Origin of the sequence: Brachybacterium sp. GPGPB12 (genome assembly GCF_038396325.1) — a bacterium.
Lineage (GTDB): Bacteria > Actinomycetota > Actinomycetes > Actinomycetales > Dermabacteraceae > Brachybacterium > Brachybacterium conglomeratum.
The window spans coordinates 60171-75101 of sequence record NZ_CP149573.1 but is presented as its reverse complement, the minus strand read 5'-3'; the positions used below and the strand labels follow the sequence as shown (position 1 = coordinate 75101).

The 14931-nt window shown below is 66.7% G+C and carries 8 protein-coding genes, 6 pseudogenes and 1 other annotated feature; of the genes and pseudogenes, 4 read left to right on the top strand and 10 right to left on the bottom strand.

All coding sequences use genetic code 11. The features are described 5' to 3' along the window. Window positions 1–96 precede the first annotated feature (96 nt). Entirely contained in the window at window positions 97–1320 is a 1224-nt protein-coding gene (locus WKH84_RS00395; protein WP_341855278.1) for an IS110 family transposase, read from the top strand. A gap of 366 nt (window positions 1321–1686) precedes the next feature. On the opposite strand, the gene WKH84_RS00390 is transcribed toward WKH84_RS00395, so the two are convergent. Next, entirely contained in the window at window positions 1687–2055 is a 369-nt protein-coding gene (locus tag WKH84_RS00390) for a metalloregulator ArsR/SmtB family transcription factor (protein ID WP_029361046.1), read from the bottom strand. A gap of 171 nt (window positions 2056–2226) precedes the next feature. On the opposite strand from WKH84_RS00390, the gene WKH84_RS00385 reads away from it, so the two are divergent. Then, window positions 2227–3171, top strand: a complete 945-nt coding sequence (locus WKH84_RS00385) for a cation diffusion facilitator family transporter (RefSeq protein WP_341856720.1) — start codon at window positions 2227–2229, stop codon at window positions 3169–3171. 28 nt (window positions 3172–3199) lie between these two features. Here WKH84_RS00385 and WKH84_RS00380 read toward each other — a convergent pair. After that, window positions 3200–4423 (bottom strand): annotated as a pseudogene (locus WKH84_RS00380) (IS3 family transposase). Continuing rightward, window positions 4020–4153: a sequence feature (AL1L pseudoknot), on the bottom strand. Its footprint overlaps the pseudogene before it by 134 nt. Before the next feature lie 30 nt (window positions 4424–4453). After that, window positions 4454–5738: pseudogene (locus WKH84_RS00375) on the bottom strand (IS3 family transposase). Between the two features lie 199 nt (window positions 5739–5937). On the opposite strand from WKH84_RS00375, the pseudogene WKH84_RS00370 reads away from it, so the two are divergent. Together WKH84_RS00370 and WKH84_RS00365 are read left to right on the top strand one after the other, a co-directional pair. Beyond that, window positions 5938–6403: pseudogene (locus tag WKH84_RS00370) on the top strand (transposase); the annotation flags it as partial. Window positions 6404–6464: 61 nt separating this feature from the next. Beyond that, window positions 6465–7643, top strand: coding sequence for an IS3 family transposase (locus WKH84_RS00365; protein ID WP_341855277.1), 1179 nt, complete (start codon window positions 6465–6467; stop codon window positions 7641–7643). A gap of 632 nt (window positions 7644–8275) precedes the next feature. On the opposite strand, the gene WKH84_RS00360 is transcribed toward WKH84_RS00365, so the two are convergent. The 7 genes and pseudogenes from WKH84_RS00360 to WKH84_RS00330 form a co-directional block, all read right to left on the bottom strand. After that, on the bottom strand, window positions 8276–8530 hold the full coding sequence (locus WKH84_RS00360; RefSeq protein ID WP_010552349.1) for a hypothetical protein: 255 nt from the start codon (window positions 8528–8530) through the stop codon (window positions 8276–8278). A 575-nt stretch (window positions 8531–9105) separates the two neighbouring features. Further along, window positions 9106–9522 (bottom strand): cytochrome c oxidase subunit 4, encoded by a 417-nt coding sequence (locus tag WKH84_RS00355; protein ID WP_341855276.1) that lies wholly within the window; start codon window positions 9520–9522, stop codon window positions 9106–9108. A 1-nt stretch (window position 9523) separates the two neighbouring features. Further along, window positions 9524–11165, bottom strand: a pseudogene (ctaD, locus tag WKH84_RS00350) (cytochrome c oxidase subunit I). 68 nt (window positions 11166–11233) lie between these two features. Next, window positions 11234–12172 carry a cytochrome c oxidase subunit II gene (gene coxB, locus WKH84_RS00345; protein ID WP_341855275.1) on the bottom strand — a complete coding sequence of 313 codons (939 nt, stop codon included), beginning with the start codon at window positions 12170–12172 and terminating at the stop codon, window positions 11234–11236. A gap of 396 nt (window positions 12173–12568) precedes the next feature. Further along, window positions 12569–12927 (bottom strand): annotated as a pseudogene (locus tag WKH84_RS00340) (iron-sulfur cluster assembly accessory protein). 163 nt (window positions 12928–13090) lie between these two features. Next, window positions 13091–13306, bottom strand: coding sequence for a hypothetical protein (locus WKH84_RS00335; RefSeq protein ID WP_341855274.1), 216 nt, complete (start codon window positions 13304–13306; stop codon window positions 13091–13093). Window positions 13307–13446: 140 nt separating this feature from the next. Further along, window positions 13447–14818, bottom strand: a pseudogene (locus tag WKH84_RS00330) (dipeptidase); the annotation flags it as partial. Window positions 14819–14931: the final 113 nt, after the last annotated feature.

Sequence of the window (14931 nt, the reverse complement as noted above, 5' to 3'; positions counted from 1 at the left end):
ACGGCCCAGCACTGCTGAGGTCTCTTTGTAACGTGGGTGCCGGCATCGGGTGTCAGGACTGCGACCAGCGATGATGCTCCAAGGAAGGACAGCATCATGAACACACGATTCGCGGTCGTCGTCGGCCTGGACGTCGGGAAGACCGCTCACCACGCGTGCGCGCTCGACCCGGAGGGGAACAAGCTGTTCGATAAGCCCCTCCCGCAGGACGAGACCAAGCTCCGCGAGCTGTTCACTCAGCCGCAGAACCACGGCGAAGTGTTGATGGTGGTCGATCAGCCCAACACCATCGGGACGCTACCGATCGCCGTCGCCCGAGACACTGGTCGCACCGTCGCCTACCTCGCCGGGTTGGCGATGAAGAAAGCCGCGGATCTGTATCCCGGCAGGTCAAAGACCGATGCACGCGACGCGTTCATCATCGCCGACACCGCTCGGACTATGCCTCACACGTTGCGGCAGGTCGATCGAGACAACGAGATCCTCTCCGCCCTGAAAGTCCTGGCCGGCTTCGATGAAGACCTCGCGCACGAGACCACGAGGGCGCTGAATCGGATCCGGTCGCTGCTCACGCAGATCCATCCCGCACTCGAGCGCGTCTTCGTCGGTGGCGGCTTTTCCACGACACTGGTGCTGGATCTGCTGGAGAAGTTCGGCGGCCCCACCGGGCTCAAGACTGCTGGCCGTGGCAAGGTTCTCCGGTTCGCCCGGTCCCATTCCCGCCGGAGTCCCGAAGCACTGGTCGATCAGATCTTCACGGCGCTCGGAGAGCAGACCGTCATCGTTCCTGCGACCGCAGCAGTGGAGCTCGTGATCCCCAGAGTCGCTGGTCAGGTCAAGGAACTCAAGGAACAGCGAGCGACCGTGGCCAGGGAGGTCGAGGGCATGTTGGAGGACTTCCCTCTCGCCTCGGTCTTGATGAGTATGCCGGGGATCGGCATCAAGACCGCCGCTCAGATCCTCTTGAACATTGGCGACGGTTCCGCGTTCGAGACCCCGGGCCACCTCGCGGCCTATGCCGGCATCGCGCCGGTCACGCGAAGATCCGGAACCTCGATCCGCGGGGAGTTTCCCGCTCGATCAGGCAACAAACGACTGAAGAACGCACGGTTCTACTCCGCCTGGGTCGCCTCGAACCACGACCCGATCTCCAAGGCTTACTACGATCGGAAACGAGCCCAGGGCAAGCGCCACAACGCCGCCGTGATCTGCCTGGCACGCCGCCGCTGCAACGTCATCTTCGCCATGCTCCGCGACGGCACCTACTACCAGCCACCCACCAACGCCCCGACACCCGAGCCAGCCGCCCTCGCGGCTTGACTCGGAACATAGGGACACCCCCCATCGAGTACGAGACCATCATGAACCCGACCGTCAGCCTGGCGACCTAACCCCAGCTGACATCAGTCCCGTCCCAACGGGTCTACTCTCACTGGCACGAGCATCGCTGCGGGCGCGGAGAGCGCCGAACGTGACGGCCGCCGCGACGAGAGCGGGTCCGCGCCCGACTATGCGCAGTCCCACGACGTCGCCTCGGCGCCGGGCGCCTCCGATCGCCTTTCGAAGAGCGCCACATGGTCGCCGCCTCCACTTCATGCCGTGGTTCTCCCACTTCGGCCCGGGGATGCCGAAAGGCCATGCCGACAGCAGGGGTCTCGTCGGCTTGGCAGATCGCGTGCGTACCGACTACGAGCGCGGCGAAACGATATCCGAGCCGTGTAGCGTGCACAGAATCACGCCGTCGCCGGTGAGTCCGAGAAGCCTCTCGGCCGCGGAGAGCAGATCGATCAGCGCCTCCGAGTGCGCGAGGGAATAGACCGAGGCGCGCCCCTCGGGGCGGACGGTGACCATACCGGTGTCGCGTAGACATATCAGATGCTTCGAGACCGTGCTCTGCGACAGACCCAAGTGCTGGGTGAGGTCAACCACGCGGTGCTCACCGAGCTGCAAATGATGGAGGATGATCAGCCGGTTCGGGTCGCTGAAGCTATGGAAAAGGCTCGCCGCCGGCATCATCGCATCCGCCGTGACGGCTCCGGGGTCGATGCCGTGCATCCGCACCTGGTCCTCCAGGGATGTCATCGCCATTCGGCAATAATAGTCACGACTGTTCACCAAGTCGAGCACGTTGCGCATGGTTGGGTTGTCTATGTAACATCGCTGTATGACGATGACATCGAGCAGCATGACAATCATTCTCGCCTTCACTCCGGGAGTGGGTGCCAGATGAGTACTGGACACAGTCACGGGCCCGCAGTCGAGGAGGTGGGAGGACACCCCGGCGACTTCCGTGCGCGACTGTGGATCGCCTTCGGCATCACCGCGACTATCGTCGTGGCCCAGGTCGCGGGTTCGATCCTCACCGGGAGCCTCGCACTGCTGACGGACACCGCGCATGCGATCACTGACGCCTCGGGCCTGCTCGTCGCGCTCATCGCCGCCACGTTGATGCTCAAGCCCACCACCTCACGGCGCACGTGGGGCTTCCGCCGGATCGAGGTCATCGCCGCACTGGGGCAGGCGACCCTGCTGCTCGTGGTCGGCACCTACGCCGCGATCGAAGGCATCCGCCGCTTGTTCGAGCCGCCGGAGGTGCCCGCCACCGAGCCGCTGATCTTCGGCATCGTCGGCCTGCTCGCGAACATCGTCGCCATCGCCGTCCTGTCCTCCAGTAGGGGCGCGAACTTCAACATGCGCGCGGCGTTCCTCGAAGTCCTCAACGACGCTTTGGGGTCTCTCGGTGTGATCGTCGCGGCGATCGTGATCGCCACCACAGGCTTTCAGCAGGCCGACGCCATCGCAGGATTGTTCATCGCCGCCCTCATCGTCCCGCGTGCCTTCACTCTCATGCGCGAGACCACGGCTGTGCTCATGGAGTTCACCCCGAAAGGGCTCGACCTTGACCAGGTCCGCCAGCACATCCTGGAGCTGGAGCACGTCACCGACGTCCACGACGTGCACGCCTCCACGGTCGCCACGGGGCTACCCACGATCACCGCGCACATCGTCGTGGAGGACGAATGCTTCACCGACGGCCATGCCGCCGACGTGCTCCACGACATCAAGGAATGCGTCGCCAGCCACTTCGACATCGCCGTGCACCACTCGACCTTCCAAGTCGAGACCGCTCACATCAGTGATCACGAGCAGGCCGCGGTGAGACATCCGTAGCTGAAGCGCCCTGGGTTTCGTTCCGTGGTTAGACGGTCGCGGGCGCGGTCGCCGCGGGGTGAGTGTAGGTCGCTTCGACCTCGGCCGGGGTGCGGTAGCCGAGAACTTCGTGGATCCGGCGTGTGCTCCACCAGTGGGCCCAGGCCATCGTCGCGATCTCCACGTCCGAGACTGAGCCCCAGACGCGCCTTGAGTAGATGAGCTCGGTCTTGTAGAGACCATCCACCGCGTCAGCCAGCGCATTATCGTAGCTACCTCTCGCGGTTCCGACTGACGCCTTCACGCCAGCAGTCGTGAGAGCGTCGGAGTAGGCGAGAGAAAAATATTGAACGCCACGGTCCGAGTGATGAATGAGTCCATCCCGTGCCCGATGAGCACCGGTGGAGATCAGCGCTTGCTCCAACGCGAGGAGCGGAAGTGATTCCGTATGCAGGCTGGATGCTACCGCCCAGCCCACGATTCTGCGCGTGCACACGTCGGTGATGAACGCGGTGTAACAGAATCCCGTCGGAAGGTGAACATAGGTGATGTCCGCGACCCACAACTGGTGCGGGCTCTCGGCCGCGAACTTCCGCTCCACGAGGTCCGGGTGATGGCCCGGCTCCCCCGATGGGCAGGTCGTGACTGGCTTACTGCCTCGCGGAACACCGTGCAGTCGGGCGAGGCGCATCAGTCGGGCGACCTGGTCTTGGCCCACGTCCCAGCCGGCCCGGCGCTTGGCATGCCACATCTTCCTCACCCCGTAGACACCGTATTTCTCCTGATGGATCTTCGTGAACTCGGTGAGCAAGGTGGCGTCTCTGAGATCGCGGGCTGAGGTGGGACGCGTTTTCGTTACGCGGCGACCGCGGGACGTGATGAACCCACATTCTGTCGCACCAAGGATGTGACAGATGGCCTCGACCCCGAACTTCTCACGATGTATGTCGATGAACGCGGTCATTTCGTTGTGGGGCGGTCGAGTTCCGCCGCGAAGAACGCTGAGGCGGCTTTCAGGATCTCGTTAGCGCGTCTCGCCTCGGCGAGTTTCCGCCGGAGGCGGTGGTTCTCCTCCTCGAGCGGCTCTCCGGAGCCGGTCGGTTCCGTGGGGGCTGTAATGGTTGCACCAGATCCGCAGGGTTTCGGTGCCGACGCCGAGCTGTGGTGCGACGGCGCGGATCGATGCTGCGCGGGGACCACCCTCTCGAGCTTGGCGGTCGTAGACCATGCGCACAGCGCGGTCACGCGACTCTGGGCTGAACTTCTTGGGCATGCTCCGTGAATCGGCCCAGGTTCTCTGCCGCTACTTTGCGGGTTCGGGCTCTCGGGTGAGGGCCTCGTAGTGGAGCGTCTCGGACTCTACCGGGGTGAGCATCCCGAGGGAGCCGTGGAGGCGCCGGTTGTTGTACCAGTCGACCCAGCCGGCGGTCGCGTACTCGACGTCCGCGAGGGTCCGGAACGGGTCTGAGTGGAAGACGGTGGTGCGGATGCACTCGGTCTTGTAGAGCCCGTTGATCGTCTCCATCAGGGCGTTGTCATACGCGTCGCCGACGGTCCCGATCGACGGGGCGATGCTCTCGAGGGCGAGGTGCTCGGTCAGTCGAATGGCGGTGTATTGCGACCCAGCGTCGCTGTGATGGATCAAGTTCCCTGGTGAGACTGGGTTTCCTTCCCTCTCGCGTTGCCAGAGCGCGATGCGCAGCGGCGTCATGACGAGGTCGACCTTCCTGCTCGTCGAGGCGTGCCAGCCGACGATTCGTTGGGCGAACACGTCCACGACGAACGCGACGTAGACGAACCCCGCCCAGGTGCGGACGTAGGTGAAGTCGGTGACCCACACCCGGTTCGGAGCCGCAGCGGTGAAGTCCCGATTCAGCAGGTCACCAGCCCGCTTCCCGTCCGGATCGGAGATCGTGGTGCGCGCTTCTTCGACCGCCGCACACCCTCCAGGCGGAGAGTGTGCATCGCCCGGTCCACCGCCCCGCGAGACGTCCCAGCGAGGCCGGGGCGACGGCGAAGCAGAGCGACCCATTTCCTCCGCCCATACAGGCCCTCCGGCGTCATCTGCAGCCGCCCGGTGACGAGGTTGACTGTCCAGGCGAGGTCGCGGATCTTGTCCTCCACCAGGGCGTCTGTGACCGTGCGCTCTGCGATGCGGGCCGGACGTTTCCACGCCCGGTAGGTGCGTGCAGCAACTCTCAAGCCCTGCTGGCGCAGGACGCGGAGGATCGACTCGACTGCATACCCGTCGGCTCTCATCTCATCGATGAACGCGCAGATCAGCGGTTGCGGGGGTCGAGCTCCCCCGCGAAGAGAATCGACGCCCGGCGCAGGATCTCGTTGTCCTCCCGCAACCTTTTGACCTCGCTCTTGAGGCGTTTGACCTCGGCAGACTCCTCGCTCGTGACGCCGGGACGGGACCCGTCGTCGACCTCGGCCTGCGCCAGCCAGCGCCGCACGGACCCCCGCGAGACGCCTCCTGGCGCGCCACCGCGGCGGTGGCCGCCGTGAGGGTGGGGTACTCCTGCTGGTGCTCTCGCACGAGCCGCACGCACCTCGCGCGCGCTGGGATCGATCTTCTTCGGCATGCTGTCCATCCTTCCGGACTCAAACAGCGGCGGCATCAAACCCTGGGCCGATTCACCTTGGCTGAAGCGGAGACGGGGGCTCTTGCTCCGGTGGACTGCTGGCGGCGCGTCAGCCACCGACGTGCGATGGCGTAGTGGCTAGGCGGGTAGTTGGGTCCCGCATAGTGGTGTAGCGCGGTGGCCCGTCGTGATCGTCTCGGACGCAGACGCTGTTGCCGGCGCGGAGTACGACCGGCCCAGCGCCGGTCGTTCTGCGCGACACAATGGCTTTCGCCACCGCGATCTCGACACTCGCGTCGGCACGAGCGATGTCGCCGTTCCTAAGCTTCGCACTGGCACCTACTTCCCCGAGTGGTCGCTCGAGCGGCGCAAGCGCGCCGAGACCGCGCCAATCACGGTCGTCGCGGACTGCTATCTCGCCGGTGTCTCCACGCGTCGCATGAATAAGCTCGTGAAGACCCTGGGCATCAACAGTCTCTCGTAGTCGCAGGTCAGCAGGATGGCGGAGTCGTTGGCCGAGCACGTCGAGCAGTTCCGCCACCGTCCCCCGGAACGAGGCCGGGCCGTTCACGTTCGTCTCCGCCGACGCGCTGACGATGAAGGTCCGTGAGGGTAGGCGCGTGATCAACGCCGTCGTCCTGCTCGCGACCGGAGTGAACGGGGATGCGGACTGCCGCACCGATAGGTGACATCTGATCTGGCTTGCCCGTAGGGCGGCCTGGAAGGATGTGCACTATGCCCGCTCCCTACCCCCAGGAGTTCCGCGACGATGTCGTGCGAGTGGCCCGGTCCCGTGAGGACGGCGTCACGATCGCGCAGATCGCGAAGGACTTCGGCGTCCACGAGATGACACTCCACAAGTGGATCCGCCAAGCCGACATCGACGACGGAAACCGTCCTGGCAAGACACGCGAGGACTCCACGGAGTTGCGCGAGCTCCGCCGCCGAAACCGGTCGCTCGAGCAGGAGAACGAGGTCCTGCGCCGTCGCGCGCCGCCTACCTCTCGCAGGCGAACCTGCCGGGAAAAGGTTCTACCCGCTCGTGAGCGAGCTCGCCGGCGACGGGATCCCCGTCGCGGTGTCCCTGCGGGTCCTGAAGCTCTCCCGCCAGCCCTACTACCGCTGGCGCAAACACCAGGTCACCGAGGCCGAGCTCGCCGAGGCCTACCGAGCCAACGCGGCTTGCTCGACGCACACCGCGACGACCCCGAGTTCGGCTACCGGTTCCTCGTCGGGGAAGCCGCAGAAGCGGGCGAGGTGATGTGCGAGCGGACCGCGTGGCGGTTTTGCCGCGACAACCAGTGGTGGTCGGCCTTCGGCAAGAAGCGCGCCAAGAACGGGAAGCGCCCAGGACCACCGGTCCACGACGACCTGGTCCAGCGGGACTTCACCGCCGACGACGTCAACGAGCTGTGGCTGACCGACATCACCGAGCACTGGACTGATGAGGGCAAGCTCTACCTCTGCGCGATCAAGGACGTGTTCTCGGGTCGGATCGTCGGCTACTCGATGAGTGATCGGATGAAGGCCCGTCTCGCGGTGAATGCCCTGGACAATGCGATATCTCGACGCCGGGAGACGGCCGGTTGCATCGTCCATTCGGACCGCGGATCTCAGTTCAGGTCACGGAAATTCGTGCATGCCCTGAACCGTCACCACCTCATCGGGTCGATGGGTCAGGTCGGTCTTGCAGGCGACAACGCCGCGATGGAATCGTTCTTCGCTCTGCTCCAGAAGAACGTCCTGAACCGCAAGCGTTGGCGGACCCGGGAGGAGCCGCGGATCGCGATCATCACTTGGGTCGAACGCACCTACCATCGCCGTCGCCGACAGGCCCGCCTGGGCCAATTGACCCCCACCGAATACGAGACCATTATGAACCCGGCCGTGAGCCTCGCGGCCTGAAACCTCAACTGTCACCTATTGGTGCGGCAGTCCCTCAACGACTGGAGGCAAGAACCATGCCGGGCCCGACAGGCCAGCCACCCCGATCCTGCCTCCGATCGGGGCTACGAGGAAGGTAACGGGGAAATCGGCCCAGGCGGGCCTGTCGGCGACGGCGGTGGTAGGTCCGCTCGCTCCAAGTGATGATCGCGATCCGCGACTCTTCCCGGGTCCGCCTCCGCTTGCGGTGCAGGGCGTCCTTCCAGAGGAGTGCGAAAAAGGATTCCATTGCGGCGTTGCCCCCGGCAACACCAACTTTTCCCCATCGATCCGATGAGGTGATGACGGTTCGGAGCATGCCCGAACTCCAGTAGCCGGAACTGGCTCCCGCGGTCCGAATGTACGGTACACACAGCAACATCTCCACGGTGGGATGTGACGTTGGGTGTTCATCACGAGGCGGACCTTCATCCGGTCGCTGATCGAGTAGCCAACGATCCGGCCGGAGAACACGTCCTTGACTGCGCAGAGGTAGAGTTTGCCCTCGTTGGTCGAGTGTTCCGTGATGTCAGTCATCCATAGTTCCCTGACATCATCGGCGGCGATATCGCGTTGGACGAGGCCATCGTGGGGCGGTCAGGGCGACTGCCGCTCTAGCCCCGCTTCTTCCCGAAGGCCAAGAACCACTGGTTGTCCCGGCAAATCCGCCACACGGTCCGCCGACACATCACCTCCCCGGCGACCGCGGCCTCGTCCGCCAGAGGTCGATAGCCGAAGGTCCGATCGTCGGGGTGCTCGTTGAACAGGGCGTTGGCGCGGTAGGCCTCGACCAGCTCAGCCTCGGTGACCTGCTGATTCCGCCAGCGGTAGTAGGGTCGGCGAGAGCCCTTCAGGGCCCGAAGGGGCACCGCGACAGGAATCCCGTCGCCAGCGAAGCTCGCTCACGAGCAGGCAGAACCTATTCCCGGCAGGTTCGCCTGGGAGAGGTAGGCCGCGACGTGGCGGAGGATCTCGTTCTCTCGCTCGAGCTACCGGTTCCAACGACGAAGGTCGCGCAGTTCGCTCGACTCTTCCCGAGTCCTCCCCGAACGGTTTCTATCCTCGACATCGGCCTGGCGCACCCAGTTCGTCAGGCAAAACTCGGGGATCCCGAAGTCGTGAGGGATCTGAGAAAGCTTCTAGCCAGGTTCACGATTCTTCCCGACGCGCAGGACCTTGTCACGGAACTCCTGGAGATAGGGCGCAGGCATGATGTACATCCTTCCCTGCGATGCTGCTCAGCGCCACAGATGATGTGCCACCCACGTGCACCAGTCCCCTTCGTCGCGATCTTGACTCCGTCCTTACCGGAACGGGCCACCCGCACGAGATGTGCGTGGAGCTCTACCGGGCAGGGAGCGGGCGTAGTGCAAACCCCTCCAAGCGATCCAACAGGGAAGCCAAAACAGATGTCACCTATCAGTGAAAGTACCCCGAAAAGCAGTCAGTGGGCATGCTGGCCCCGCGAGAACTCGAGCACCCAGAGAAGGATGCCGTAGATCGCGAAGATGACGCCGAAGGCGAAGATCCACCAGCCGGCGGCGACGCCAAGGAAGCAGAGACCCGCTCCGACCGCGACCCACAGCGGCGCCCAGCTGTAAGGGCTGAAGTCGCCCTGCACACCGGCGTCCGCCTCGACCTCGCCATACATGTCCTCTGAAGGGCCCAGGTCGTTCTTGCGCACCGCGAGGCTCATAGCCATCCCGATCATGAACGCCAAGCCCGTAAGAGCAACCATCACAGGGAAGCCAACCGTCTCAACGCCTAGCGGATCGAAGGTACCGGTAAGCAGTCCGTAGGCAATCGTGACGGCCAGGAAGAAGGCGCCCAGGATCCAGAAGATCTTTGCGGTTGCTCTCATGTCAGTTCGTCCTCGGGTTCTTGGCGGGCTCCTCCGCGAGCATGTGGTCCTGCGGCGCGACCTCGGGGTGGTGGAGGTCGAAGGCAGGGCGCTCGGAGCGCACGCGGGGCAGCGAGTGGAAGTTGTGGCGCGGCGGCGGGCAGGACGTCGCCCACTCGAGCGAGGCGCCGTAGCCCCACGGATCGTCGACCTCGACCTTCTTCCCCTTCAGGTGGGTCAGGACCACGTTGAGGAGGAAGGGCAGGGTGGAGACGCCCATGATGAACGCGCCGACGGTCGAGATCTGGTTCATCCAGTCGAAGCCGTCCTCGGCGAGGTAGTTCACGTACCGACGCGGTGCGCCGGCCACGCCCAGCCAGTGCTGGATCAGGAAGGTCATGTGGAAGCCGATGGTCAGCGACCAGAAGTGGAGCTTGCCGATGCCCTCGCTGAGCTTGTAGCCGAACATCTTGGGCCACCAGAAGTAGAAGCCCGCGAACATCTCGAACACCACGGTGCCGGCCATCACGTAGTGGAAGTGCGCGACCACGAAGTAGGTGTCGGAGAGGGGGAAGTCCAGCACCGGCGAGGACAGGATGACGCCGGTCAGACCGCCGAAGATGAAGGTGGTGAGGAAGCCGAGGGTAAACAGCATCGGCGTCTCGAACGTGAGCGAGCCCCGCCACATGGTCCCGATCCAGTTGAAGAACTTCACGCCCGTCGGGACCGCGATCAGCATCGTCATGAAGGCGAAGAAGTCCAGCATCACGGCGCCGGTGGTGTACATGTGGTGCGCCCACACGGTGACCGACAGCGCCGCGATCGAGATCGTCGCGCCCACCAGGGTCTTGTAGCCGAAGATCGGCTTGCGCGAGAACACCGGGATGATCTCCGAGGCGATGCCGAAGAAGGGCAGTGCGAGGATGTACACCTCGGGGTGGCCGAAGAACCAGAACAGGTCTTCGCCACAGGATCGGACCGCCGTTGGCGGGATCGAAGATGTTCGCGTCGAAGCGGCGGTCGGCGCCGAGCGCCAGCAGGGCCGAGGCGAGCGTAGGGAAGGCCATGAGCACCAGCACACCGGTGATCAGGGCGTTCCAGGTGAAGATCGGCATGCGGAACATGGTCATGCCGGGCATGCGCATGCAGATGATCGTGGTGATGAAGTTGACCGCGCCCAGGATCGTGCCGAAGCCCTGCAACGCCAAGCCGAAGACCCACAGGTCACCGCCCAGGCCGGGCGAGAACGTCGTGTCCGACAGCGGCGCGTAGGCGAACCACCCGAAGGACGCGGCGCCCTGCGGGGTGAGGAAGCCGGCCACCACGATGAGCGAGCCGAACAGCGTGATCCAGAAGGCGAACATGTTCAGCCGCGGGAAGGCCATGTCCACGGCGCCGATCTGGAGCGGCACGAGGTAGTTCGCGAAGCCGTTGAACAGCGGCGTGCCGAACATCAGCGACATGATCGTGCCGTGCATGGTGAACAGCTGGTTGTACTGGTCCTTGGAGACCACGACCTGCGGCCCGGGCTCCCACAGCTCGGCGCGGATGCCGAGCGCGAGCAGGCCGCCGAACGCGAAGAACGCGAACGCCATGCCCATGTACATCATGCCGATCAGCTTGTGATCGGTGGTGGTCAGGAGCTTGAAGAACTGGCTCCCCAGGTTGGTGGGGCGCTCCTCCTGGAACCGCGCGGGCGCCGTGGTGCTCGGCGAGGCGGTGACGTCGGTGCTCACTGGTCGTCTCCCTCGTTGCCGCGGGTCGCGGTCTCCTCGGTGTAGCGAGGACCGGCGTCGTCAACCTTCTCGCGCATGCTCCACTCCTCCTCGTTGCGGTTGAGGTCCACGCCGAGCTGGCCCTCATTGCCCTGCTGGCGCGACTCCTCCATGTGCGCGTCGTAGTCCTCCTGGGACACGACCTTCAGCGTGAAGAGCATGTCCGAATGGTACTCGCCGCACAGCTCGGCGCACTTGCCGGAGTACTCGCCGATGCGTGTCGGCGTGACCTGGAAGCTCGTGGTGCGCCCCGGGATCATGTCCTTCTTGTACAGGAAGTCCACGACCCAGAACGAGTGGATGACGTCGCGCGAGTCGAGGCGGAACTCGACGGTCTGGTCGACGGGCACCCACAGCACGGGCAGCGACTCCTCGGCGCCCGGTTCGCCGGTGGCGAAGGACTGCACCCCAGCGGGCTCGTGGACGTTGTCGTCGACGTAGTTGAAGTCCCAGCTCCACTGCTTGGCGACGACGTTGACGGTCACATCAGGCTCGGCGACGTGCATCTCCACCTCGCGCGTATCTCGCTGGGTGAAGTAGAAGAGCGTCAGCACCATCACCACGGGCACGAGGGTGAACATCAGCTCGAGCGGCACGTGGTAGCGCGGCTGGATCGGGAAGCCCTTGTCGTTCTTCCGGCGGCGGTAGGCCACCGCGCACCAGATGGTCAGGCCCCAGATGATGAGGCCGACGAGGATCAGCACGGACCAGGAGCCGACCCAGAGGTTCGTGATCCTCTCGGTCTGGTTGGTGACCTCCTGGCCGTCGTCGGGGCCGGGGAGGAACCCGCGCTCGCTGCGCCTGGGTGCAACCGGCGAGGACCAGTGTGGCCAGGGCGAGGCCGGTCGCCGCGCGCGGCGGCCGCGCCGCGCGCGCTTGGGGACCTGGGGGATCACAGGGAATGACCTTCCGCTCGTCGTCTCCTGCCCTCGTCGCCGACCCGGACGGAGGATCCGGGGCGGCTCCGCGGCGCGGAGCTGGTACTGACGTGGGCTGAACACACCCACAGTGCCGCGCCCGCCCCTGAGGAGCGAGCCGTGGCGGACCCGGGAAGGCCCGTCACTTGACGGCACCTCGTCATCATACGGCGTCCGACGGGTGGTGCGGGCACTTCGACCCACCGTGGACCTCCCCTTTCGCGGCGCCGTGACCGGTCCGTGATCTGCACGTCGCGACGATCACACCCGCGGCGCCCCGGGAGGGCGGGGTCACCGGGCGCGGAGCGCATGCGGAAGGGCCCGGGCCACGTCGTCAGGACGTGGCCCGGGCCCTTCGGCGCGGCGGGGCGGGACTCAGGAGAAGGAGTCGCCGCAGGCGCAGGAGTCGCCCGCGTTGGGATTGTCGATCGTGAAGCCCTGCTTCTCGATGGTGTCGGAGAAGTCGATGACGGCACCGCTGAGGTAGGGGTCGCTCATCTTGTCGACGATCACCTCGACGCCCTCGAAGTCGACGACCTGGTCGTCGTCCATCAGGCGCTCGTCGAAGTAGAGCTGGTAGATCAGCCCGGAGCGACCGCCGGGCGCACCGCGATCCGCAGGCGGAGGTCGTCACGGCCCTCCTGCTCCAGCAGGCTCGTGACCTTCTGCGCGGCGCCGGACGTGAGGGTGACGCCGTGCGCCGCGGCGGGACGCTCGGTGGTGGTCGTGGTCATGCGGTCCTCCTCGAAGCTCGATTCCCCCCAGGATACGCCTCGGCCGCCGGGAACGGGGAGGACCGCCGGCGGCGAGCCGCCTCACGTCCGTGCACCGGCCGACGGGAACGCCCCCTGCCGCCGCGGCCGGCGGGCGCGGAGCCGCTCCCCCTCCCGGTCGCTGTCACAGCGCGCCGCGGAAGAGCGCCACCAGGATCACGCCCGCGTACCCGAGGAGCACGCCGGCGATCGCGCCCGTGGCGCCGTCCCGGCTGCGGCCCCTGAGCACGAGCGAGACGGCCGCCACGATCACGCCGAGGACCACGAGCGCGCCCCACCCCAGCAGGAAGTAGCCGGAGAAGAAGCCGATCGCGAGGCCCAGCACCAGCGGCGGGATCATCAGCGGGGAGACCGGCGCGGGCGCTGCCCGCTCCCCGGCCGGCCCCGGCGCTCTGGCGGCCCGGTCCCTGGCCGCTCATGCCCCGTCCCCGTCGCGGATCTGCGAGGTGCTCTCCGCGAGCGCGCCGGCGCCGCGCAGCGCAGCGCCTCGGCCAGGCAGACCTTCGCGAACTCCCCGAGGTGGAGGGACTCGTCGATGCCGTGCGCACGGGACTCGGGGTCCTCGACCCCCGTGACCAGCACCTCGGCCTGCGGGAAGACCTCGAGCAGGTCGGCGATGAACGGGATGGAGCCGCCGAGCCCGGTGTCCACCGCCTCGGTGTCCCAGGCTCGTGCGAAGGAGCGGCGGGCGAGGTCCATCGCGGCCGAGCTCTGCGCGGCGCTGAAGGGGCGGCCCAGCTCTCCGCGGTGGATCGTGACCTTCGCCGTGGACGGGGCGTGGGACTCGAGGTGGGCGGTCAGCGCCTCCATGGCGCGCTCGGGGTCCTCGCCCGGCGGGATCCGCAGCGACACCTTCGCGCGGGCCACGGGCACGAGAGTGTTCGACGCGTCGCGCACGGAGGGGGCGTCGATGCCGATCACCGACAGCGCCGGACGGGTCCACAGTCGCGCGGTCAGCGGCCCCTCGCCGGAGAGCTCGGCCCCCTCGACGACGCCGGCGTCGCGGCGGTAGTCGGCCTCCTCCATCTCGACGCTCGGGTCCTCAGCGCGGCGCGGCCTTCGACGGCGACCGTGCCGTTCTCGTCGTGCAGAGTGGCGAGCAGGCGGCTGAGCTGGGTGAGGGCGTCGAGCACGGGGCCGCCGAAGAGGCCGGAGTGGACGGCGTGGTCCAGGGCCCGCACCTCGACCACGAGGTCGACCAGTCCGCGCAGGCTCGTGGTCAGGGCGGGGGTGCCCACCGCCCAGTTCGCGGAGTCCGCGACGATGATGAGGTCCGCCGCGAGCGCGTCGCGGTGCGCCTCGATGAAGGGACGGAACGTCGGGGAGCCCGCCTCCTCCTCCCCCTCGACGAAGACGCTCACGCCGATGCCGTCGGCCGCGAGCTCCTCCCCGACCAGGCGCGGCGCGGTGACGTGGGCCATGATGCCGGCCTTGTCGTCGGCCGCGCCGCGCCCGTAGAGGCGGCCGTCGCGCTCGACGGGCTCGAAGGGGTCGCTGCTCCAGTCGGAGACCTCGCCGGTGGGGCGCACGTCGTGGTGCGCGTAGAGCGACACCGTCGGGCGACCCGGGGCGGCCGGGCGCGTCCGATGACCGCGGGGCTCCCGCCCGCGACGGACTCGATCTCCACCTGCTCCATGCCGGCGCCGCGCAGCGGCTCGGCGACGGCCTCGGCGCCGCGGCGCACGGGCTCCTGGTCGTACCCCTCGAAGGCGATCGACGGGATCCGCACCAGATCCTTCAGGTCCTCGATCGCGGCGGGGAGCAGGGGATCCAGGCGCTCGCGCGGCGCCTGCACCTCCTCCGGGGACGCGGCGTCGGCGGTGGGCGAGACGGGGTCTTCGTTCAGGCTCATGGCCCTCACGGTACCGCCGCGGCCGGGCGACGGACCCGAGTACGCCGGGCGACGGACCCGAGTACGGGGCAGGCCCTCGCAGGGGTCCCAGGCGGCTCCCGTCCCCGTCGCCT